17 protein-coding genes are annotated in these 21935 nt (G+C 61.9%); 10 read left to right on the forward strand and 7 right to left on the reverse strand.

Going from position 1 to position 21935, the window contains the following annotated elements:
- Nucleotides 1-50: 50 nt before the first annotated feature.
- From BLT00_RS07835 to BLT00_RS07860, 6 genes are all read left to right on the forward strand, one after another.
- Nucleotides 51-1415 carry an aspartate aminotransferase family protein gene (locus BLT00_RS07835; RefSeq protein WP_092149105.1) on the forward strand — a complete coding sequence of 455 codons (1365 nt, stop codon included), beginning with the start codon at nucleotides 51-53 and terminating at the stop codon, nucleotides 1413-1415.
- Nucleotides 1416-1611: 196 nt separating this feature from the next.
- A complete protein-coding gene (locus tag BLT00_RS07840) occupies nucleotides 1612-2709 on the forward strand; it encodes a polyamine ABC transporter substrate-binding protein (RefSeq protein ID WP_024617271.1) in 1098 nt (365 codons plus the stop codon).
- A gap of 184 nt (nucleotides 2710-2893) precedes the next feature.
- On the forward strand, nucleotides 2894-3991 hold the full coding sequence (locus tag BLT00_RS07845; RefSeq protein WP_092149102.1) for a polyamine ABC transporter substrate-binding protein: 1098 nt from the start codon (nucleotides 2894-2896) through the stop codon (nucleotides 3989-3991).
- A 62-nt stretch (nucleotides 3992-4053) separates the two neighbouring features.
- Nucleotides 4054-5196, forward strand: coding sequence for an ABC transporter ATP-binding protein (locus BLT00_RS07850; RefSeq protein WP_063323901.1), 1143 nt, complete (start codon nucleotides 4054-4056; stop codon nucleotides 5194-5196).
- Nucleotides 5193-6113, forward strand: coding sequence for an ABC transporter permease subunit (locus BLT00_RS07855; protein ID WP_063323902.1), 921 nt, complete (start codon nucleotides 5193-5195; stop codon nucleotides 6111-6113). The genes BLT00_RS07850 and BLT00_RS07855 overlap by 4 nt, the downstream gene beginning before the upstream one ends.
- Nucleotides 6110-6997, forward strand: coding sequence for an ABC transporter permease subunit (locus BLT00_RS07860; RefSeq protein WP_063323903.1), 888 nt, complete (start codon nucleotides 6110-6112; stop codon nucleotides 6995-6997). The genes BLT00_RS07855 and BLT00_RS07860 overlap by 4 nt, the downstream gene beginning before the upstream one ends.
- A gap of 235 nt (nucleotides 6998-7232) precedes the next feature.
- Here the strand turns inward: BLT00_RS07860 and BLT00_RS07865 are convergent, their stop codons facing one another.
- The 4 genes from BLT00_RS07865 to BLT00_RS07880 all read right to left on the reverse strand — a co-directional run bounded on the left by BLT00_RS07865 (nucleotide 7233) and on the right by BLT00_RS07880 (nucleotide 13064).
- Nucleotides 7233-7574, reverse strand: a complete 342-nt coding sequence (locus BLT00_RS07865) for a carboxymuconolactone decarboxylase family protein (protein ID WP_003206631.1) — start codon at nucleotides 7572-7574, stop codon at nucleotides 7233-7235.
- 101 nt (nucleotides 7575-7675) lie between these two features.
- Nucleotides 7676-10084, reverse strand: coding sequence for a penicillin acylase family protein (locus BLT00_RS07870; protein WP_092149099.1), 2409 nt, complete (start codon nucleotides 10082-10084; stop codon nucleotides 7676-7678).
- A 356-nt stretch (nucleotides 10085-10440) separates the two neighbouring features.
- A complete protein-coding gene (locus tag BLT00_RS07875; RefSeq protein ID WP_092149096.1) occupies nucleotides 10441-12564 on the reverse strand; it encodes a type III effector in 2124 nt (707 codons plus the stop codon).
- Between the two features lie 11 nt (nucleotides 12565-12575).
- Nucleotides 12576-13064: a type III secretion system chaperone family protein gene (locus BLT00_RS07880; protein ID WP_092149093.1), complete on the reverse strand. Its 489-nt coding sequence runs from the start codon at nucleotides 13062-13064 to the stop codon at nucleotides 12576-12578.
- 185 nt (nucleotides 13065-13249) lie between these two features.
- On the opposite strand from BLT00_RS07880, the gene BLT00_RS07885 reads away from it, so the two are divergent.
- Complete coding sequence (locus BLT00_RS07885) at nucleotides 13250-14380, forward strand: transglycosylase SLT domain-containing protein (RefSeq protein WP_092149090.1); 1131 nt, start codon at nucleotides 13250-13252, stop codon at nucleotides 14378-14380.
- Between the two features lie 126 nt (nucleotides 14381-14506).
- On the opposite strand, the gene BLT00_RS07890 is transcribed toward BLT00_RS07885, so the two are convergent.
- Complete coding sequence (locus BLT00_RS07890; RefSeq protein WP_063323908.1) at nucleotides 14507-15664, reverse strand: serine hydrolase domain-containing protein; 1158 nt, start codon at nucleotides 15662-15664, stop codon at nucleotides 14507-14509.
- A 140-nt stretch (nucleotides 15665-15804) separates the two neighbouring features.
- Here BLT00_RS07890 and BLT00_RS07895 point away from each other — a divergent pair, with 140 nt between their 5' ends.
- Complete coding sequence (locus BLT00_RS07895; RefSeq protein ID WP_092149087.1) at nucleotides 15805-17022, forward strand: cytochrome P450 family protein; 1218 nt, start codon at nucleotides 15805-15807, stop codon at nucleotides 17020-17022.
- 187 nt (nucleotides 17023-17209) lie between these two features.
- Here the strand turns inward: BLT00_RS07895 and BLT00_RS07900 are convergent, their stop codons facing one another.
- Together BLT00_RS07900 and BLT00_RS07905 are read right to left on the reverse strand one after the other, a co-directional pair.
- Nucleotides 17210-17806 carry a GNAT family N-acetyltransferase gene (locus BLT00_RS07900; RefSeq protein ID WP_063323910.1) on the reverse strand — a complete coding sequence of 199 codons (597 nt, stop codon included), beginning with the start codon at nucleotides 17804-17806 and terminating at the stop codon, nucleotides 17210-17212.
- A complete protein-coding gene (locus BLT00_RS07905) occupies nucleotides 17803-18354 on the reverse strand; it encodes an RNA polymerase sigma factor (protein WP_092149084.1) in 552 nt (183 codons plus the stop codon). The genes BLT00_RS07900 and BLT00_RS07905 overlap by 4 nt, the downstream gene beginning before the upstream one ends.
- Before the next feature lie 310 nt (nucleotides 18355-18664).
- On the opposite strand from BLT00_RS07905, the gene BLT00_RS07910 reads away from it, so the two are divergent.
- A complete protein-coding gene (locus BLT00_RS07910) occupies nucleotides 18665-19792 on the forward strand; it encodes a TyeA family type III secretion system gatekeeper subunit (RefSeq protein ID WP_092149081.1) in 1128 nt (375 codons plus the stop codon).
- On the forward strand, nucleotides 19789-21876 hold the full coding sequence (gene sctV / locus BLT00_RS07915) for a type III secretion system export apparatus subunit SctV (protein ID WP_063323913.1): 2088 nt from the start codon (nucleotides 19789-19791) through the stop codon (nucleotides 21874-21876). Before BLT00_RS07910 ends, sctV begins: the two co-directional genes overlap by 4 nt.
- Nucleotides 21877-21935: the final 59 nt, after the last annotated feature.

Here is a 21935-nt window from a genome sequence, read left to right on the forward strand (position 1 = left end):
GCGAGGCTGCTTCTGGCAGCTTCGCCCTCACCGATAAAAGGAGAATTGGCATGACCCGCAACAACCCGCAAACCCGTGAATGGCAGGCCCTGAGCAACGATCACCACCTGGCGCCGTTCAGCGACTTCAAACAGCTCAAAGAGAAAGGCCCGCGCATCATCACCCACGCCAAGGGTGTCTACCTCTGGGACAGTGAAGGTAACAAGATCCTCGACGGCATGGCCGGCCTCTGGTGCGTGGCCGTCGGTTATGGCCGCGAGGAACTGGCCGACGCCGCCAGCCAACAGATGCGCGAGCTGCCGTACTACAACCTGTTCTTCCAGACGGCCCACCCGCCAGTGCTGGAGTTGTCCAAAGCCATCGCCGACATCGCCCCAGAAGGCATGAACCACGTGTTCTTCACCGGTTCCGGCTCCGAAGGCAACGACACCATGCTGCGGATGGTCCGCCACTATTGGGCGATCAAGGGCCAGCCGAACAAGAAAGTCATCATCAGCCGCAAGAACGGTTACCACGGTTCGACCGTGGCCGGCGCGAGCCTGGGTGGCATGACCTATATGCACGAGCAGGGCGACCTGCCGATCCCGGGCATTGTCCACATCGCCCAACCTTATTGGTTCGGCGAAGGCGGCGACATGAGCCCCGAAGAGTTCGGCGTGTGGGCGGCCAACCAGTTGGAAGAAAAGATCCTGGAGCTCGGCGTGGACAACGTTGGCGCCTTCATCGCCGAGCCGATCCAGGGCGCCGGTGGCGTGATCGTACCGCCGGACAGCTACTGGCCGCGCATGAAGGAAATCCTCGCCAAGTACGACATCCTGTTCGTGGCCGACGAGGTGATCTGTGGTTTCGGTCGTACCGGTGAGTGGTTCGGTACCGATCACTACGGGTTGAAACCGCACATGATGACCATCGCCAAGGGCCTGACCTCCGGCTACATCCCCATGGGCGGGCTGATCGTGCGTGACGACGTGGTCGCGGTGCTCAACGAAGGCGGAGACTTCAACCACGGGTTTACCTACTCCGGTCACCCGGTGGCCGCAGCGGTGGCCCTGGAAAACATCCGCATCCTGCGCGACGAAAAGATCATCGAGCGTGTCCACAGCGAAACGGCACCCTATTTGCAGAAGCGTTTGCGGGAACTGAACGATCATCCTCTGGTGGGTGAAGTGCGCGGTGTCGGTTTGCTGGGAGCGATCGAACTGGTCCAGGACAAGGCCACGCGCAAGCGCTACGAAGGCAAGGGCGTGGGCATGATCTGCCGGCAGTTCTGCTTCGATAACGGGCTGATCATGCGCGCGGTGGGCGACACCATGATCATTGCGCCGCCGCTGGTGATCAGCAAGGCCGAGATTGATGAGTTAGTGGCCAAGGCGCGGCAGTGCCTGGACCTGACGCTCAGTGCGTTGCAAGGCTAAGTGCTAGGCTCTGAGCGAGGTGCCTGCAAGGGCCTCGCCCAGCGAGAATAAAAGGCTGGGCTTGTGTTGAAAGCCTGGCCTGTAACTTGCCAGACTACCGACCGTTCAAGTTGTCCGCGAGCCGGCTACTGAACGTGGCTAAGAAGAATAACTGGAGCACTTTTTCATGAAGGCATTAGGCATGAAGACATTAGGTATGAAGATAGCTGGCAAGACCCTCCTGGCCATGTCCCTGATGGGCGTGATGGCGGGTGCCGTTCAGGCGGACGATAAAGTGCTGCACGTCTATAACTGGTCCGACTACATTGCGCCGGACACCGTCGCCAAGTTCGAGAAAGAATCGGGGATCAAAGTCGTCTACGACGTATTCGACAGCAACGAAACCCTGGAAGCCAAGTTGCTGGCCGGCAAGTCCGGTTATGACATCGTGGTGCCGTCGAACAACTTCCTGGCCAAGCAGATCAAGGCCGGGGTCTACCAGAAACTCGACAAGTCCAAGTTGCCCAACTGGAAAAACCTGAATACCGACCTGCTCAAGGCCGTTTCGGTGAGCGACCCGGGCAATGAACATGCCTTCCCGTACATGTGGGGTTCGATCGGCATCGGCTTCAACGCCGAGAAGGTCAAGGCTGCCCTCGGTGCCGACGCTCCAACCAACTCGTGGGACTTGCTGTTCAAGCCGGAAAACGCCGCCAAGCTGAAAGCCTGTGGCATCAGCTTCCTCGACTCGCCGACCGAAATGATCCCGGTGGCGCTGCATTACCTGGGCTATCCGACCGACAGCCAGGACAAGAAGCAACTGGCTGAGGCCGAGGCGCTGTTCCTCAAGATCCGTCCTTCGATCGGCTACTTCCACTCCTCCAAGTACATCTCCGACCTGGCCAACGGCAACATCTGCGTAGCGGTCGGCTACTCGGGCGACATCTACCAGGCCAAGTCCCGTGCGGCCGAAGCCGGCGGCAAGGTTAAAGTCAGCTACAACATTCCGAAGGAAGGTGCTGGCAGCTTCTTCGACATGGTCGCCATCCCCAAGGATGCCGAGAACGTCGAGGGTGCCTACAAATTCATGACCTTCCTGCAAAAGCCGGAAATCATGGCTGAAATCACCGACACCGTGAGCTTCCCGAACGGCAACGCGGCCTCTACGCCGCTGGTCAGCAAGGAAATCACCAGCGACCCGGGCATCTACCCGCCGGCAGACGTGCAAGCCAAGCTTTACGCGATTGCCGACCTGCCAGCCGCGACCCAGCGGATCATGACCCGCAGCTGGACCAAGATCAAATCCGGTAAATAAGCCGGCCTGAAGCATCTTCCTGTTGTCGCTGCCATCGCGGCGGCGGCAACAGGAGCCATTAAATAACTAAAAGTTTTGCTGGATCGGTTTATCGAAGGTAAGTTGCGCGCCGGTTTTGTTGCAGGGCCTCTCATGGTCAAGTAACGGGGGCAACTTGGGCCCAACTATTTAAGAGGACCTCCACGTGCCAGTCTTTTCTTTGTTACGCAACGCCTTGCTGGTCGGTGCCGGCCTGACGCTCGCCGTCAGCGTCCAGGCCGCCTCCACCGTGCATATTTATAATTGGTCGGACTACATCGGCGAGACCACCCTGGCGGATTTTGAAAAAGCCACGGGCATCAAGCCGGTGTATGACGTGTTCGATTCCAACGAAACCCTGGAAGGCAAGTTGCTGGCCGGGCGTACCGGTTATGACGTGGTGGTGCCGTCCAACCACTTCCTCGGCAAGCAGATCAAGGCCGGGGCGTTCCAGAAGCTCGACAAGGCGCAGTTGCCCAACTATGCCAACCTCGACCCTGTGCTGCTCAAGCGCCTGGAAAAGAACGACCCAGGCAACCAGTACGCCGTGCCTTACCTGTGGGGCACCAATGGCATCGGCTACAACGTCGAGAAGATCAAGGCGGTCCTGGGCGTCGACAAGATCGACTCGTGGGCCATGCTGTTCGAGCCGGAAAACATCAAGAAGCTCTCCAGCTGCGGCGTCTCGTTCCTCGACTCCGGCGATGAGATGATCCCGGCGATGCTCAATTACCTGGGCCTGAACCCCAACAGCGAAGACCCTGAAGACTACAAGAAGGCCGAGGCCCAGCTCCTCAAGATCCGGCCTTACGTGACCTACTTCAATTCCTCCAAGTACATCTCCGATCTGGCCAACGGCGAGATCTGCGTGGCCGCCGGTTTCTCCGGCGACATCTTCCAGGCCCGCGAACGTGCCAGCGAAGCCGGCAAGGGCGTCGAAATCGCCTATGTGATTCCCAAGGAAGGCGGCAACCTCTGGTTCGACATGCTGGCGATTCCGCGCGACGCCACCAACATCAAGCAAGCGCATGCCTTTATCAACTATGTGCTCAAGCCTGAAGTCATCGCCCAGGTCAGCGACACCGTCGGTTATGCCAACCCGAACCCGAAGGCTGGCGAGCTGATGGATCAGAAAGTACGTACCGACGAAGCGGTTTACCCACCGCAAGCGGTCGTCGACAAGCTCTACGTCAACTCCGAGTTGCCGCCCAAGATCCAACGACTCATGACCCGCAGCTGGACCAAGGTCAAGTCGGGTAAATAACGTCAACATTCTAAAGGTTCGTCCGCGTGGGGCGAACTGCAAATTCTGTGGGAGTTTCGTAAATGGCAGTTGCCTCCGGCGCCTATAAGAAAGCCCTCGAGGGCGACCAGACACCCAAGCAGGTGTTGGTCAAAATCGACCGGGTCACGAAGAAGTTCGACGAGACGATTGCCGTGGACGATGTGTCCCTGGAAATCAAGAAAGGCGAGATCTTCGCCTTGCTCGGCGGTTCGGGATCGGGCAAATCCACCTTGTTGCGCATGCTGGCTGGTTTCGAGCGGCCTACCGAAGGGCGAATTTACCTCGACGGTGTGGACATCACCGACATGCCGCCCTACGAGCGGCCGATCAACATGATGTTCCAGTCCTACGCCTTGTTCCCCCATATGACCGTGGCGCAGAACATCGCCTTCGGCTTGCAGCAGGACAAGATCCCGAAAGCCGAGATCGATGCCCGCGTGGCTGAAATGCTCAAGCTGGTGCAGATGAGCCAATACGCCAAGCGCAAGCCGCACCAGCTCTCTGGCGGCCAGCGCCAGCGCGTGGCCCTGGCCCGTTCCCTGGCCAAGCGGCCGAAGCTGTTGTTGCTCGACGAGCCGATGGGGGCCCTGGACAAGAAGCTGCGCTCGCAAATGCAGCTTGAGCTGGTGGAGATCATCGAGCGGGTTGGTGTGACCTGCGTCATGGTGACCCACGACCAGGAAGAGGCCATGACCATGGCCGAGCGCATCGCGATCATGCACCTGGGCTGGATCGCCCAGATCGGCAGCCCGATCGACATCTACGAAACCCCGACCAGCCGGCTGGTCTGCGAGTTCATCGGCAACGTCAACATCTTCGAGACCGAAGTGGTGGACGACGCCGAAGGCCACGCGGTGCTGACCTGCAAGGACCTGGACCGCAACATCTACGTGGGCCACGGCATCAGCACCTCGGTGCAGGACAAGTCCGTGACCTATGCCATTCGCCCGGAAAAACTGCTGGTCACCGCCGAACAACCGACCTGCGAGAACAACTGGTCCAGCGGCAAGGTCCATGACATCGCCTACCTGGGCGGCCACTCGGTGTTCTACGTCGAGTTGCCGAGCGGCAAGCTGGTGCAGTCCTTCGTCGCCAACGCCGAGCGCCGCGGCCAGCGTCCGACCTGGGGCGACCAGGTATTCGTCTGGTGGGAAGACGACAGCGGCGTGGTACTTCGCTCATGAACATGCGCAAACTCAAACGCCGACTCGACCGAATAACGCCCGGTGGCCGCCAACTGGTCATCGGGGTGCCCTTCATCTGGCTGTTCCTGTTCTTCATGCTGCCGTTCTTCATTGTCCTGAAGATCAGCTTCGCCGAAGCCGACGTAGCCATCCCGCCGTACACCGAGATCTACAGCTACGTCGACCAGAAGCTGCAGGTGCTGCTCAACCTCGCCAACTACGCGATGCTGAGCGAGGACGAGTTGTACATCGCCGCCTACCTCGGCTCGCTGAAAATGGCCCTGATCAGCACGGTCTTGTGCCTGCTGATCGGCTACCCGATGGCCTATGGCATCGCCAATGCCCGCAAAGAGATGCAGACGGTGCTGGTGCTGCTGATCATGATGCCGACCTGGACCGCGATCCTGATCCGCGTCTACGCGTGGATGGGCATCCTCAGCAACAACGGCTTGCTCAACGGCTTTTTGCTGAGCATGGGTTTTATCAACGAACCGCTGCAGATCCTCAACACCAACCTGGCGGTGTATATCGGGGTCGTCTACTCCTACCTGCCGTTCATGATCCTGCCGCTGTACGCCAACCTGGTGAAACATGACCCCAGCCTCTTGGAGGCCGCGTCGGACCTGGGTTCGAGCACCTTCAACAGTTTCTGGAAAATCACCGTGCCACTGTCCAAGAACGGCATCGTCGCCGGTTGCATGCTGGTGTTCATCCCCGTGGTGGGCGAGTTCGTGATCCCGGAACTGCTGGGTGGCCCGGAAACCCTGATGATCGGCAAAGTGCTGTGGCAGGAATTCTTCAACAACCGTGACTGGCCGGTGGCATCCGCCCTGGCGGTGGTGATGCTGGCGATCCTGATCGTGCCCATCATCCTCTTCAACCGCAGTCAGGCCAAAGAAATGGAGGGCAAGGAATGAAGCGCTTCAGTTTTTCAAGCCTGATGCTGGTGCTGGGTTTGCTGTTCATCTACGCACCGATGCTGATCCTGGTGATCTACTCGTTCAACGCCTCGAAACTGGTGACGGTGTGGGGTGGCTGGTCGATCAAGTGGTACGTCGGCCTGCTGGACAACAGCCAGTTGATGGGGTCGGTGGTGCGCTCGCTGGAGATCGCCTGCTACACGGCGATTGCCGCGGTGGCCCTGGGTACGCTGGCGGCTTTCGTGCTGACCCGCATCACCCACTTCAAGGGCCGCACGCTGTTCGGCGGCCTGGTCACCGCGCCACTGGTGATGCCGGAAGTCATCACCGGCCTGTCGCTGTTGCTGCTGTTCGTGGCCATGGCCCAGATGATCGGCTGGCCTCAGGAGCGTGGCATCGTCACGATCTGGATTGCCCACACCACGTTCTGCGCGGCGTATGTGGCGGTGGTGGTCTCGGCGCGCTTGCGTGAGCTGGACCTGTCCATCGAAGAAGCGGCCATGGACCTCGGTGCGCGACCGTGGAAGGTGTTCTTTTTGATCACCATCCCGATGATCGCACCGTCACTGGCAGCGGGGGGCATGATGTCGTTCGCGCTGTCCCTGGACGACCTGGTGCTGGCGAGCTTCGTCTCCGGCCCGGGTTCGACGACCTTGCCGATGGAAGTGTTCTCGGCGGTGCGCCTGGGTGTGAAACCGGAAATCAACGCCGTGGCGAGCCTGATCCTGCTGGCGGTGTCGCTGGTGACTTTCCTGGTTTGGTTCTTCAGCCGCCGCGCCGAAGAAAGCCGTAAGCGGGCGATCCAGCAAGCCATCGAAGAAAGCGCCGCCGACTCCTGGAAACAACCGGAAGTGCGTCGGGCCGAGACCGCTCCGGTTTAATCGGACACTGAGTAACTGTGGGAGCGGGCTTGCTCGCGAAAGCGGTGTGACAGTCGACGAAGATGTCGATCGTTCCCACGCTCTGCGTGGGAATGCATCCGGTGACGCTCTGCGTCACCTTGCAGAAGCGGAACGCGGAGCGTCCCTGGCGGCATTCCCACGCGGAGCGTGAGGAACGATCGATACCTGTGGGAGCAAGCTTGCTCGCGATAGCGGCCGGCAGGTTATTGGCCGTTCACTTCTTCAACGCGTCATGGGCCTCCAGCGCGCGCAGGGAGTAGATATAGGCCGCGCCCGCGTTCAGGGACACCGCGGTGGCCAGGGTGGCGGCGATTTCTTCGCGGGTGGCGCCGGCCTTGATGGCGGCGTCGGTGTGTACGCCGATGCAACCGTCACAGCGCGTGGTGATGGCGACGGCGATGGAGATCAGCTCACGGGTCTTGGCATCGAGCACGTCGTTTTCAGCCGCGGCTTCGTCCAGGGCCATGTAGGCCTTGACCATCTTCGGATTGCTTTTGCCCAGGGCGCCAAAGGCGCTCTTGATGGTAGGCAGCAGCTCGGACCAGTTATTGAACATTGCATTGACTCCTGTGAGAGGGGGCGGGGTGTTGAACCCTTGTAGTCTTGACCATCAATGACGATTGAGCTTGTTGGTAATGAAAATTACACCCGCCAGAATCAGTGCGAGCTCCTCGCCGGTAATAGTTTCAGGGTCGCGCGGGTATTGGCCACCACTTCTTCCTCGGCCAGGTGCGCCTGGTGATAGACCCCTTCGATGTACGCCTCGGCCTGATCCTCGTAATGCTTGTCGAAGGGCACGCCGCTCTGGCCGACCGGATTGATGGTGACGCTATGGGCCGGATCGGCGAAGTCGATGATCCGCCGGGTAGAAGGACCATAGGTCACCGGCCAAGGGGCCGGACCGATTTTGGCCGATTGGTTGTTGGGCACTTCATGGGTGCCGGGGGCCGCAAACGGACCGACATTGAAGATCCGGTCCAGCGGCTTTTGCAGACCCAGCGGATGACCATGGGTCAGGGTATGAGCCTTGCCCCACTGCCATTGCGTGGCATCGTCACCCAGGGTGGTCCGCAGGTGGGCCAGGCTTTTCTTCCAGGCAATGTTCACCGTGTCGGCACGGGTTTCCACGCCCAGCGTCGTGCGGTCATCCCACCACGGTGAATCCTTTGAAGCCGCCAGGCGTGGCAGGGCTGCGTCGATCACCCGGGTCGACAGGGCGGTTTCGAAGAAGCCGTCACCCAGTTCATCGTGCAGGGCGGCGTCGGCCAGGTTGAACAGGAACTGGTTGAACAGCGTGGCGCTGATGGAATCCAGCGGGTAATCGCCTTGCCATTGGGCCAGTTGCTCCACCCATTTGCGCTCCTGCGGATCGCTGACCACCTCGCGCAACACCGGCAACAAAGGCGCGAGCAGGCGCGGGCCGTAGGCGGTGGTGGTGCCCAGTTGCAGTTTCTGGGTGGTTTCGATGTCCCACTTCGCCTGCTTGTCGCTGAGCTGGTGGTTGAGTTGCTGGCCACGGTCGGCGAGGTTGTAATAACCGGGGATCTCGATGCCGCTGGCCGGCACCGGCTGGAAATTGGCCGAAACGATGTAGCCCCGCGCCGGGTTCTCTTCCTGCGGGTTGCTGCTGAACGGATAGAAACCTTCCTTTTCCGCCTCCGGGCTGCTGCCATCGAGAATGAAGCCGGGCTTCACGCCGACTGGCCGCTTGGGCAGTTGCGCGGCGGCCCACCAGCCGATGTCCCCCTTGGCGTTGGCCCACACCACGTTCAGCCCCGGCGCGTGGATCTTGGCCGAAGCGCCGCGAGCCTTGGTGAGGGTGTCGGCGCGGTTGAGCTGGTAAAAGGCATCGAGGATCGGGTTGCGGCTTTCCAGGAACCCCCACCACATCGCGACCGGGGTCTTGCCGGCGTTCGCGCCGAGGGCATCGTTGACGATCGGGCCATGGGGCGACTGGCGCAGCACCAGCGTCACCGGCGCCTGGCCCTTGACCGCGATCTGCTGCTCGCTGCGGGTCATGTCCACCCATTTGTCGCGATACCAGACCTGTTCGGGATTGTCCGGGTTGACCTTCTCGGCGATCAGGTCCAGGTCGTCGTTCTGGAACATGGTGATGCTCCAGCCAAAATCCCGGTTCATACCCAGCGTCGCGAAGGGCAGCAGTGCCTGGTATTGCCCGTAGAGTTCGAACCCCGGGGCCGACAAGTGCGCCTCGTACCACACCGAAGGCGTGGAAAAACGGATGTGTGGGTCACCCGCCAGCAACGGCTTGCCGCTGTGGGTGCGGCTGCCGGAGACCGCCCAGGCATTGCTGCCCTCGAACTGCGGCAGGCCGTTATCAGCCAGGGCCTGCTCGCTCAGGCGGGCCAGGGCGTCGAGGTCTTTCCAGTCGGCGGCAGCCAGCGGCAGGCTGCCCTTGCGACCTTCGGCCAGCACGCCCTGAGGCTGCCAGTCGAGGTCGAAAATGTTCAGGTAGTTGGCACCCAGCACATCGCGCACGTAGGTCAGCAGGGGGTCGGTGCGAAAGGCGGCGGCGAAGCTGTAGGCCATGTAGCCGGTAATGCTCACGGTGTCTTCGGCGGTGAAGGGGCGCTTGGGAATGCCCAGCACATCGAATTCCACGGGACGGGTGTGGCTGTCCTGGTAGGCGTTGATCCCATCCAGATAGGCTTGCATGGCGAGCCAGGCCGGGGATTGTGGGTCCTGCTCGGTCACGTAGGCCGCGGCACGTTCGCGAATGCGCAGGCTGCGCATCAGCTTGTCGGTGTCGAGCAGTTTCGGCCCCAGCACCTCGGCCAGCTCACCACGGGCGAGGCGGCGCATGATCTCCATCTGAAACAGCCGATCCTGGGCATGGACATAACCGAGGGCGCGGTACAGGTCGGTTTCGTTCTCGGCGCGGATATGCGGCACACCGCGTTCGTCGTAGCGCACCGTCACCGAGCCATGCAGCCCTTGCAACTGCACCGTGCCTTGGCGGGTGGGCTGCTTGCTGTAGAGGTAGCCACCCGCGACGATGATCGCGGTGACGATCAATGACAGGAAGGCGATGAGGGTGCGTTTCATGGTGATTCCTTATTCTGGTGACAGCGGTCCCTTGGTGTCGCTGTTGATTCCCTGTGTAGCATAGGGCTGCTTCCCGGCGCATCGTCCGTCGGAGGGATTTTCTCCAAGTCGCCTCGCGGGCCAGAGTATAGGCGGTGGAAGGTTTCAGGCAGCGGCTGGGCTTTGGAGGTCGGCGCGGCGAATCGGAAGGCTATCGTTGATCGGCATGGCAATCACGTCGGTCGTCGTCGAAGCGCAAAGGGATGTGAGTCGGCGTGTGTCGCGAGGGCCGGCCACAGGAGGCTCCTGCGGCCGGCGTAGAAGGACGGTTTCAACCGATGGGCGTCAAGCCAGCGAAAGATAGCCCGGCGGGTTCATCAGCTTGGCCGGGTAGTGGGTGCAGGTTCGTTGGACGGCCCGCCCTGGGGCCGCGCTTCGCCTCGCTCTGCCAGTTGAATGTTATCGCCAGAGGCTTTTTTGGGCCGCGGTGCCAGGCTTTGGGCCCATTCGGTACCCAGGTTAAGCCCCGCGATAGCGGTTTGCGGAACGACCTGGGTAAGGCCGCGGGTCACGTGGTAGGTATTTTCCAGGTCGCGCCGCCAGCCTTCCGGCTGGGTGTGGGGCAGGCCGTCTCGGTTTGGATTTGTCACGTTCTGCAGCGGTACGTTTGCTCGCTTGGTCAGGTCGTCTTTGCCGCTCAGCGCCTTGTTTTCGAGCGGTGCCGCCACACTGTTGGCGAAGAACGGAAGCAGCGTCAGGCCGGAGGAGAAGAAGGTTGTGACAATCTGCTCCATTTTTTCCCGCACTTCCGGGTTTTCACCCACCGCGGCTGCGTCGCCCACGGCTGTACGCATGGCGACCCCTTCGCCTACGCCAACGATCCGGTTGGCGAGGTCGCTGACGTTGGCCATGCTGATCGGGTTGAGCTTTCCTGTCGCTTCGGAAAACGCCTTGGGTAACAGTTCGCCCCAGTTGCGGTTTTCCTTGGTCACCCGGTAGGTGGGAATCTCCTCATCACCGTGGGTTTGCGCATATTTCGCCACTGCCTGGCCCCCCGCCATGAAGGTGCCGCCTACTGCTGAGGCCGTTGTGCGGGCGATGATGCCGCCGGCATTTACCGAGGTGAATTGATCAATGGTATCGCGCACGGCATGGGCGGCACCGAAGGCGAGGTAGCCGGTGAAGTCACCACTCATGGTGCCAAAGTTGTTCGCGTTCTGTTTGAGCTTGAAGTCGTTGCGCTTTTGCTCCTGTGTGAGGTCGAGGGCATCGCGTCCAGCGTTCTCGACCCGACGTCCGTCCTGGGTGACGACTTGCAGGGCCTTGGGATAGACCGACATTGGATCGACTTTTTCCAGGCCGGCGCCGATGGTCTTGTCGACGACGACCTGGACGAATGGGCGGATGCCGTCGCTGATCACCTTGTGGGCGGCGCCTAGGACAGTCGAGGTCGCCGCGACATGCTTGCCGTAGGAGGCGTCCGCCATTTTTTCATCAATCGACGCTGTGATCGCGCCAAAGTGGCCCGCAGACGCCACGCCCTGCGGGATCCCCGCCCCGGCGAACACCGCCAGGCCGGTTACAAAGCCGCTTTTGGTCTTGAGGTCGGCGACATAGTCCTGGCGTGCGACGTTCTTCAGTGCGGTGTCCAGCACCTCGTTTTTCTTCGTCGCCGTCGCCAGTTCGCTTGGCGTGTTCGGCTTGTCGTCATCAGTCTTGAGCAACTCGCCAAGCTCCCCCTGGACCTCGAGCAACTGATCCAGTTGATCTTTCGCCAGGTCGCGTTCGGGTTGGGAAAGGCTCTCGTTGGTCGCGGCACTCTGCGCGTGCTCGATTCGGCTTTCCATGAAGGTATTCAAGCGCGTGGGCATGTCTTGCGTCATGGCTTGCATGACACCCTTGGCATAACCGCGGAAGGCTTCATGGCTATTTTTCAGCAGTTGGCGATCGTTCCCTTCCGGGGTTTTATCAATGACTTCCTGGCACAACGAATGATAGGCGCCAAGGGTATTACCCATGCGCTCGCAGTGTTTGTCCCAGACCGCCTTGAAACCGCCGTCCTCTTTCCGGTCGTCCTCATTCTTGGCCAGGTACTCGTTGAAGTCCTTGACGAATGCCTCGGTTTCTTCGTGGCCCGACAGCATCGGGTGTGGCGTGCCGCCGAGTGCGGCGAGATGCTTCTGTACATCTTGATAACTTGTGCCTGGCGCGTAGCCCAATACCTTGCCTTCCAGGCTCATGTGCTCACGTGCATAGCCAATGGGGTCGCTCTCAGGGTTTTTCTTGCCGAGGCTGGTGACCAGTCCTGTCAGGCGCTGTTGCCTGGTTCGGAGTGTTTGCTGGGTCTTGTCGGTCGCCTGTCCTTCGAAGTGATAAGGCACCAGGGGATTGGTGGAGGGACGAACCTGCCCGGACAGGCTGGTTCCCACTGGCGTGATCCGATCGTCCTGCTGGTGCAACGCCGCCGAGCTGGTGCTTCGTCCTACTGATAAATCTGGCATGTCGTGTTCTCCTAGATTGACAGGGCGCTGTTGAGCCCGGTGCTACGGGGGGTGGGTTTGTGCTGGGTGGTCTTGGCGGTGTCGTTTGGGCTGGCACCGTCGAAGAAGTAGCCATCGCGCCAAATCAGCGCCATGTCGGCGGCACCGCCCATCAGCCCGAGCAGGCGCTCGGCCGTGAGGGTTTCCAGGGGGACGTGGCCGATCAGGATCACCTGTTCGCTGTCGCGGTTGTAAGACAGGGAAGGGCAGAACGCGCCGCTCAGCAGGTACAGGTTGGTTTCCAGCAGCCGTTGCAGGACCGCTTCCCGATTCGCCACCGGCAATGGCCCGAAGCTGCAGTAGATAAAGACGTCTCCCTCACCCACGCCAGGGGTGTGCTTCAGGGAAAAGTCCACATCCTTGACCGACAGGTTCGCCTGCTCGTAGAACGCTGCCGGGGTAGGAATCATTGTGAGTTCGCAGAGCTGATCGATCAGCTTGCAATAGGTGGGTGACGCCATGAGTGACCTCGCATTGTCATCCAGGCGCCGACGAGCGCCTGCTGCCCATGGTGAGTGACAGCTGCGGCATTTCGGTTCCAACCGAGCCCCTGCCGCACGATCACGGCGTGCCGGACGAGCCGCGTGGAACCGCTGCCTTGCGATCTGCCACCCAATGGCGCCACCTCACTCAAGGTTGACCGCCCATGCCTCGATCACTTGCACCTTTGCCGGCCCTTCGCTTCGTCCCCAAAGGGTTGTCCATGCTGGCCATGGGGACCTTGCTGTATGGCTGCCAGCACCTCGAACCGCAGTTGACCATCGGTGATCCGTCCGCCAACGAGCCTTACCGCTCGCAACTGCGCTGGCTTGAGCCGGCGCCTACGGACACGATCATTCAGATCGGCGAGTCATCCCCGCAAGGCGGCGGCAGCCTGTGGACGCGCATGCGCCAGGGGTTTTCCTTGCAGGCCAAGACCCAGGGTGTGGCGCGTATCGATGAGCAACGCCGCTGGCTGATGGATCGCCCGGCTTTTCTCACCCAGACCGGGCGTGCCGGCAGCCGTTACTTGCATTTCATCGTGGGTGAACTGAACAAGCGCAACATGCCGCTGGAACTGGCGCTGCTGCCAGCCATCGAGAGCGGGTTCAATCCGAACGCCCAATCACCGGCCCAGGCCCTGGGCCTCTGGCAATTCATTCCCGCCACGGGGCGCCGCTATCAATTGCAGCAGCGGGGTGACTATGACGAGCGCCGGGACATTCCGTCATCGACGCGGGCCGCCCTGGATTATCTGTCCTACCTGCACGATTACTTCGACGGCGACTGGCTGCTGGCGCTGGCTGCCTACAACGCCGGGGAAGGGCGCGTACGCGACGCCATCACGCGCAATCGCGCCCGCGGCCTGGCGACCAACTATTGGAACCTGTCGTTGCCCGGCGAGACCCAGAACTATGTGCCGCGGCTGCTGGCGCTGTCGCAACTGGTGAATGCGCCCGCCGACTATGGCGTGAGCCTGGCGCCCATCGCCGACCAGCCGTATTTCCAGATGGTCGCCTTGTCGCAGCCGGTGGACCTGGCGCACCTGGCGCAGTTGTCCGGTGTTCATGAACGAGAATTGCGCATGCTCAACCCTGCCGCGCGCGGCAGGGCCAGGGGGCGCCTGCTGATGCCCCTGGACGCATCGCGCAGGTTGCTGGCCCAACCGGACATGATCGCCAAGGCCGCGCTGCCCCGCGTAGCCGGTAGCGAAGAACAAGTGGTTGCCTCACCCGGCACCGGCACCGGCACGGCCGAGCCGCAGGTGGCGGAGGTGGTAGTGCCGCCAGGGGTGTGAGCCGGTTGCTTCCAGAAGCGGAACGCGGAGCGTCCCTGGCGGCATTCCCACGCGGAGCGTGGGGAACGATCTTCCGCAGCCTGATCTTTCGCTTAAGTGAGTAGCATCGAGCCGGTCATCCAGGGTTTACAGGCAGCCCATCGCGACATTGGCCAGGCCGCGCGCGCGTGGGTCCATCAAGACGTAGGAACCAATGGTGTTGCAGGCGAAGCCGAACGCCACGCCGCGTTCAGGGTCGGCAAACCCGATGGTGCCACCGGCGCCCATGTGGCCGAACGCCTCGTTGCCCATGCCATAACTGCCGTTCGCCACGTCCGGCTGGTTGAGCATGATGCCCAGGCCGAAACGCGTTGGGGTCTGGATGGTCGGGTCGTATTCGGCGCTGTGCTCGCGCAACATTTCGTTGAGCAGCGGTGACTCCAGCAGTTGCCCGTCGAGCAGGCCTGCGTAGAACGCCGCCAGGCTGCGGGCATTGCCGTGTCCGTTGGCCGCTGGTTGGGTCATGCGTTTCCAGCCCGTCTCGTTACTGCGTCCCAGCACCATGGGCGGGTTGGCGAAGGCCAGCGCGCTCATGGCGGTCGGCTCGTTGAGCACGTCCTTCAACACCCGGCCAAACGCTTCGTCGTCGATCTCGTCTTTGGTGCGCGCCATGTAGGCACAGCGGGCGATGGTCGCGTCGTCCAGGCCGAGGTGGAAGTCCAGCCCGAGCGGCACCGCCACGCGTTGGTGAATGCTTTGCGCCGGCGTCAGGCCATCCACCCGGCGTAGCAATTCGCCGAGGATCCAGCCGAACAGCAAGGGTGAATAGGTCTGCTGTTCCCCAGCCGCGGCCCAGGGAGTTTCCTCGGCGATCAGGTCGGTCATGGTGTCCCAGTCGTAGAGGGTTTCCGGTGCCAGGGGCGTGCGCAGCGCAGGCAACCCGGCACGGTGGCAAAGCACCTGGCGCAGGGTGATCGACGCTTTGCCGGCGTTGGCGAAGGCCGGCCAGTAGTGGCAGACCGGCGCGTCCAGGTCCAGGCGTCCTTCGCCGACCAGCTGCATGATCGCCACCGCCGTGAAGGGCTTGGTGCAGGAAAACAGATTGAGCAGCGTGTCGCGCTGCCAATGGCTGTCCGGCTCCGGCCCGGCAGTGCCGGCCCACAGGTCGATAACGGTTTCGCCGTCAATCTGGATGCAAAGGGCGGCGCCGCGTTCGAAGGGGCTTTGCATCAGCCGGATAAACGCCTCTTTGACCGGTTCGAAACGAGTGTCGCATTGGCCATGGATTGCAAGTGCACGCGTCATGTCAGCTCCACGCAAGGGTTGGTGTTTTCCCTTGAGTGACCGTGGCCGTGCAAACGGTTCACCGGCAGGTAACCCACATGGATCTTTTTTGGCGCGCCCGGCCACTCAGGAGCAACGATTCATGCCTCTGGAGAGTGTTCATGGCTTACGAGCGTACCCTTGATTTGAATAGCGACGCCTTTCGTGGCGAGGCTTATCGGCATTATGCGGCGCTGCGCCAGGCGTCCCCGGTGTTCCTCAGCCAGGCCGAAGGGCAGTTGCCGATGTGGTACGTCACCGGTGCGCGGGAAGTCGAGGAGGTGCTGCTGGACAACGAGCGCTTCGCCCGTGACCCGTCGCGGATCGATGCGCAGTTCGCCGCGATGCTCGGCGGCGAACAATCCATCGCGTTTCTTAACGACCACATGCTCAACCGCGATGGCGACAGTCATCGCCGCTTGCGTCGCCTGGTCAACAAGGCCTTCACGTTGAAGGCGGTGAATGCCCTGCGGCCGCGTATCGAACAGATCGCCGAGACGTTGCTGGAACCCGTGTGGTCGAGCGGCCAAATGGACGTGGTGAGCCAATATGCATTCCCGTTATCGATCACTGTCATCGCCGAATTGCTTGGTGTCCCCGCACAAGATCGTGACGATTTCCGCCGCTGGTCCCACATGATCGTCCAGCAGGTGGGGCATGACCTGAGCGAGTTGCAGCATTGCTACAAGGAATTCGCGGGCTACATGCTCGCGTTGATCGACCAGCGTCGAGCACAGCCGGGCGATGACCTGGTTTCGGCGCTGGCGCAGGTCGAGGAAGAGGGCAGCATGCTCAGCCAGAGTGAGCTGTGCAGCATGATCGCGCTGCTGATCATCGCCGGGCACGAAACGTCGGCATCGATGATCGGCAATGCGATGCACATGCTCGTGCAGCACCCGAAGGTGCTGGCGCAATTGCGTGACGAGCCGGCGTTAATGCCTGGCGCGGTCGAGGAGCTTCTGCGCTATGACTCGTCGGTGGAACGGGCCATGGTCCGCTTCGTTACCCGGGACACCGAACTGGCCGGACAACGCTTGCTACGCGGGCAACTGCTGATTGCGGTGGTGGGCTCGGCCAATCGTGACGAAACGCTGTGTGCAAACCCTGACACGCTCGACATCGCCCGACCGGCCTGCCCGCACATGTCGTTCGGCAAAGGCACGCACTATTGCCTGGGCGCGTCGTTGGCCCGGCAGGAATTGGAAATCGCCTTGAACACACTTCTTCGGTGCTGCCCTGGGCTGCAATTGGCGGTCGATCCCGGCGCCGTACGCTGGCGCTACGTGCCCAACTTCAGGGGGCCGGAGGCGTTGCCGGTGTGTTGGTCGGTGGATGGATGACCGAGGTCTTCCTGAAAAAGGGGCTGCTGCGCAGCCCAGCGGGAGCAAGCTCCCTCGCCACGGGTTTATCGACTGAACAGCAGGGGCTGCGGGGGCTGTGCAAAAAATGGCATCGGCTCGAATGAGCGCAGGCCCATGCCTTGGAAAGAGGCGGCTCGCCCGACGTCCAGCCGGACGAGCCGTGGACTCACGCCAGGCTGGCCTCCTCGTTTTGCGCTGGCGCTGAAAGGGAGATGGATGCCGTGTCGCCTGGCGTCAGGTGCAGTCCATAGAGCACGACGTCCGCACGGTTATCAGCGAACCGGGCAATCCCTGGGAAGCGTCCCCATTGGGTCGCGCCGAGCCCTTGTACGCCGCGTTTGCTGGCCTCGTTGTGCTCGATGATCCAGGCCACCAGCGTCTCGAAACCATACTGCCTGGCCAACACCACCGCAGCTTGGCCAAGGCGGATGCCGACGCCGCTGCCGATGTGGTCGCTGCGTACGTAGATCGACACTTCACCGGTCAATCGGCAGGCCTGGGCTCCCCAACAGAAGCGGTTGACGATCAACCAGGCGACGACTTCGCCAGCGCGTTCGAGCACGTAGATCGGATCACCCTCCTTGACGAAACAGTCGACGAAAAACGTCATTTCCTTCAGGGAAAACGCTCTGAGCACGGGGGAGCTGGTACCTCCCAGAGCGCTTTCGTTGAAGATATCTGTCATCACCGGCAAGTCGTCGGGGGTGTAGCGGCGCACGCCGCGTGGCAGGTCGGGCCGGCTGTTCAAACGATTGTGGGTCATGGCCGGGCTTCTCCATAGACGCTTCGTTTGAGTTGTTCACGCGCGCGAAACAACCTTGAACGCACGGTACCAATGGGGACGCCCAGCCGCTCGGCGGCATCGCGGTAGCTGCTCTCGGTGTCCACGGCGGTCCACAGGGTATCGCGCATGTCCTTGGGCAACTCGTCCATGGCTAACAGCGTGCGGTCCAACAGCCGACGGTTGTCGCACAGTTCACTCAGGTCAATGTCGTCACTGGACTCGCTGAACTCGCTCTCATCGAACGTGCTCAGCGGTGGCTGCGCATAGAAGCGACGGAAGTGGTTGCGGATCAGGTTGAGGGCGATGCCGCACAACCAAGTGTCCTGCTTTGCCAGCCCTTTGAACTTCTGCTGGTTGCGCCAGGCTTCCAGGTACGTGAGCTGGATGATGTCGTCGGCGTCGTCTTGATTGAGTACACGTTTTTGCACAAACAGACGCAGCTTGCGTTCCTCGCCGAAGCAGATGTCTGGCGCACCTGTGGGGGCCGGGGAGGTTTGCGGGGGGGCCATGAGATTCAGGCTGTTCATTAATAAATCCCTCTGAGTAGGTTCCATAGCGCCGATCAAAATGTCGACGTTTCCCCCGTCAGCAGGACCTGTGCCAAGCCGGATTTGTGAGTTATCTGTCTGATAATTAAGTGTTTTTTACTAGTGCTTTTGCTCTATTTGTGCAAGGGCATGCACAGCCGTCCCAAGCGCCACTGCATGAAATTGCACCGAGCGAACGCTCGGGCAGGAAACCCTTGCGAACCGGTCAGAAAGGGCCATGGCCGCTGATGGAACTGAATGCTGGATAGCCGCCACCCACTGAGCGTCCGAAACCACGCTCACGGCCATCATGAAAGTAGAAGCCCCGACAAATGCGCATATTGCCGCCAACCTTGCCCAGGCCGTTTCGGCCGTCGTGGGCATTGGCAAGCCTGTCGAATCGTTTCAGGCCGTGCAGTCCAATTCGATGGAGGAGGTCGGCATGACCTTCAGCCATCATGTGGAGCGTAATACCAAGGCGCTGAGCCAGCGGCGCATCCGCAATGCCCGCAGTGAGGTGGGCCAGGTGCGCGTCGAGACGCGGGAGCAGTTGGAAGAGTGGTACGACCAACTCGGCCACCCAGGCAAGCAAAGCCTGGGGGCGATGGCCGCCCAGGCGGGTTTGTTGTTATGTGGCGAGCCGGTGCTTGAAGAGGTGGTGCAGTCCACCGGTGGTGACCCGGCCCGTACCGACCTGATCCTGCAGCAAGCCTTGCGCGAGGCCGAAGTTCAAGGTCGTCTCGTCGAAGCCCAGCGCGCTCGCGACTACCTGCAACTATTGCGCGAGCGTTATGGCGCGCAGATCCAGGCGGGCATGAACATCGCCGAGGCCTTGCGCGCTGCGGGCGGCGATCCCGAACTGCGCCAGGCGGTACGGCGGCTCTATTACGACACCGTGGTGCTCAAGCAATCGTTGCCCACCATGATGCAGGCGTTGCTTGGCTTGTTCGGCGAGGCGGCCTTCGTGCCGGGGCTGGACATGATGCGCCGGGCACTGGCTGACGATATCGCGGCGCACACACCGTCACGTCCTACCGCCCTGTTGCGCACGTTGTTGATCGGCCTGGCCGCCTCGACGCAACTGGGCAGTGTCCTGCACAGCTGCCGCCGTTTGCTCGAGCAACTGGCCTGCAGTTGCCCGGCCAGCCAGCTCACGGCGGTGCTGTTGCTCCAACGCATGCTGGGGTTTGTCAGCAGTGGCCTGTCGGCGGCGGAAGTACGGCGTATCGGGCGTGAACTGGGTGGAGAAGAGGAGCGGGACCAACTGGTCTCCCTGAACGGCCTGTACCCTTTGCTCAAGCGTTTGCCGCTACCTCTCTGGCGGGATAGCAAAAGCCGACAGACCGCGCTGAAGAACCTGTTGGTGCTGCTCGATGAGCGTTCCCGTGGCGAGCCCCGAAGCCAGACCGCTGCCCCGGTGATTGGAGCACGCTCATGATCGCCCTGTTGAACAAAGTCGCCAACGAAGCGGTGCGACGCATCGAGGTGGTCGGGGCGTTCGTGGTGCTGGGCATCGTGTTCATGCTGATCCTGCCCTTGCCGACCTCGGTGGTCGATGCGCTGATCGCGATCAACATCTGCATCTCCTGCCTGCTGATCGTGCTCTCGCTGTACCTGCCGCGACCGTTGGCGTTTTCCTCGTTTCCGGCGGTGCTGCTGCTGACCACGCTGTTCCGGCTGGCGTTGTCGGTGGCGACCACCCGGTTGATCCTGCTCCAGGGCGACGCCGGTCATATCGTCCAGGCGTTCGGCGATTTTGTAGTGGGGGGCAACCTGGCGGTCGGGCTGGTCATCTTCCTCATCCTGACGGTGGTCAACTTCCTGGTGATCACCAAGGGCTCGGAGCGGGTCGCCGAAGTGGCGGCGCGGTTCACCCTGGACGCGCTGCCGGGCAAGCAGATGTCCATCGACAGCGACCTGCGCGCCAACCTGATCGATGTCAGCGAAGCCCGGCGGCGTCGCGAGGAATTGAACAAGGAAAGCCAGCTGTTCGGTGCGATGGACGGGGCGATGAAGTTCGTCAAGGGCGATGCCATCGCGGGTTTGGTGATCGTGGTGATCAACCTCATCGGCGGCTTTTCGGTGGGCATGATGCAGCATGACATGGGCGCATCCGAATCGATGCACTTGTACGCCGTGTTGACCATCGGTGACGGTCTGATCGCGCAGATTCCGGCCCTGCTGATTTCTCTTACTGCGGGCATGATCATCACCCGCGTATCGCCGCAAGGGGAGCCGGCAGGCAGTAGCGTCGGCAAGGAAATCGCCCAGCAGTTGACCGCCGAACCCAAGGCCTGGGTGATCGCTTCGGTGGGAATGCTCGGCTTCGCGGCCTTGCCCGGCATGCCCACGCTGGTGTTCATTGTCATCGCCTTGATCACCGGCACCGCCGGCATCGTCCAGCTCTACTCGCGCGCCCGGCTGGCCCGCCAGGGCGACCAGCCAGCGGAGGTTGTGGCCCCGGCACAGAACGGCGCCGAAGACCTGCGCAGCTTCGACCCGACCCGTGCCTATCTTCTGCAGTTTTCCAAAGCCATGGAAGGCAACGCGGCCGCCGAGGAAGCCATCCAGGCGATCCGCAAAAAGCGTAACGCGCTGGTGGCCGGCTTTGGCCTGACCCTGCCGCCCTTCGAGATCGAATACAGCGCGCTGCTGGAAGACGACGAGTTCCGCTTCTGCGTGCACGAGGTGCCGATGTTGCGGGCAACTTTCGGAGAGCGCGTGGCCGTGGCGCGCGGGCCGCTGCCGTTGGAACCGCGCGACGGGCAGGTCGGCAGCGAGGTGCGCGACGAGCAGCAGTGGCTCTGGCTGACGCCTGACGATCCGCTGCTGGCGGATGAACGCGTGGAAGCGGTGTCGGCCGCCGAGTTGCTGGTGGAGCGGATGAGCCGCGCGATGTTTGCCACGGGCCCACAATTCTTGGGGCTGCAGGAGAGCAAGTCGATTCTCAGTTGGCTCGAAGCGGGCCAGCCAGAGTTGGTGCAGGAACTGCAGCGGACCATGCCATTGGCCCGTTTCGCTGCCGTGCTCCAGCGCCTGGCCGGCGAAGGTGTCCCGCTGCGCGCGGTGCGGCTGATCGCCGAGTCCTTGATCGAGCACGGGCAGCACGAGCGCGACGTCGGTGCGCTGACCGACTACGCGCGCATCGCCCTGAAGTCGCAGATCTATCACCAGTACCGCGACGAAGATGGCCTGCACGTGTGGCTGTTGACGCCGGAAACCGAAGGCCTGTTGCGCGATGCGCTGCGCCAGACCCAGACGGAAACCTTTTTTGCCCTGGAAAGCCTGCATACCCGCGCCTTGGTCATGCAGTTGCGCGAAGGCTTCCCGTTGCGCGCCAAGCGCGTGGCCGTGCTGTTGGTGGCGCAAGACCTGCGGGCTCCGCTACGCGATTTGTTGCGCGACGAATTCAATCACGTGCCCGTGCTCGCCTTCAGCGAGTTGCACAGCAACGCCCAGGTCACCGTGCTGGGGCGCTTTGACCTCGAGCAGGAAAAGCTACGGATGGAGGATGCCGCGTGACGGGCTTGTCTTGGCACGCCAGCAGCGGTGGCTCCACGTAACGATGCAAATCCAGGTGC

Source organism: Pseudomonas sp. NFACC51 (assembly GCF_900103575.1).
GTDB lineage: Bacteria > Pseudomonadota > Gammaproteobacteria > Pseudomonadales > Pseudomonadaceae > Aquipseudomonas > Aquipseudomonas fluorescens_Q.

Coding starts and splice junctions, on each gene's coding strand:
- BLT00_RS07860 (WP_063323903.1), top strand. CDS start 6,110: ATGAAGCGCTTCAGTTTTTCAAGCCTGATGCTGGTGCTGGGTTTGCTG.
- BLT00_RS07895 (WP_092149087.1), top strand. CDS start 15,805: ATGGCTTACGAGCGTACCCTTGATTTGAATAGCGACGCCTTTCGTGGC.
- BLT00_RS07865 (WP_003206631.1), bottom strand. CDS start 7,574: ATGTTCAATAACTGGTCCGAGCTGCTGCCTACCATCAAGAGCGCCTTT.
- BLT00_RS07900 (WP_063323910.1), bottom strand. CDS start 17,806: ATGACCCACAATCGTTTGAACAGCCGGCCCGACCTGCCACGCGGCGTG.
- BLT00_RS07840 (WP_024617271.1), top strand. CDS start 1,612: ATGAAGATAGCTGGCAAGACCCTCCTGGCCATGTCCCTGATGGGCGTG.
- BLT00_RS07905 (WP_092149084.1), bottom strand. CDS start 18,354: ATGAACAGCCTGAATCTCATGGCCCCCCCGCAAACCTCCCCGGCCCCC.
- BLT00_RS07835 (WP_092149105.1), top strand. CDS start 51: ATGACCCGCAACAACCCGCAAACCCGTGAATGGCAGGCCCTGAGCAAC.
- BLT00_RS07890 (WP_063323908.1), bottom strand. CDS start 15,664: ATGACGCGTGCACTTGCAATCCATGGCCAATGCGACACTCGTTTCGAA.
- BLT00_RS07910 (WP_092149081.1), top strand. CDS start 18,665: ATGAAAGTAGAAGCCCCGACAAATGCGCATATTGCCGCCAACCTTGCC.
- BLT00_RS07885 (WP_092149090.1), top strand. CDS start 13,250: ATGCCTCGATCACTTGCACCTTTGCCGGCCCTTCGCTTCGTCCCCAAA.
- BLT00_RS07875 (WP_092149096.1), bottom strand. CDS start 12,564: ATGCCAGATTTATCAGTAGGACGAAGCACCAGCTCGGCGGCGTTGCAC.
- BLT00_RS07880 (WP_092149093.1), bottom strand. CDS start 13,064: ATGGCGTCACCCACCTATTGCAAGCTGATCGATCAGCTCTGCGAACTC.
- BLT00_RS07850 (WP_063323901.1), top strand. CDS start 4,054: ATGGCAGTTGCCTCCGGCGCCTATAAGAAAGCCCTCGAGGGCGACCAG.
- sctV (WP_063323913.1), top strand. CDS start 19,789: ATGATCGCCCTGTTGAACAAAGTCGCCAACGAAGCGGTGCGACGCATC.
- BLT00_RS07855 (WP_063323902.1), top strand. CDS start 5,193: ATGAACATGCGCAAACTCAAACGCCGACTCGACCGAATAACGCCCGGT.
- BLT00_RS07870 (WP_092149099.1), bottom strand. CDS start 10,084: ATGAAACGCACCCTCATCGCCTTCCTGTCATTGATCGTCACCGCGATC.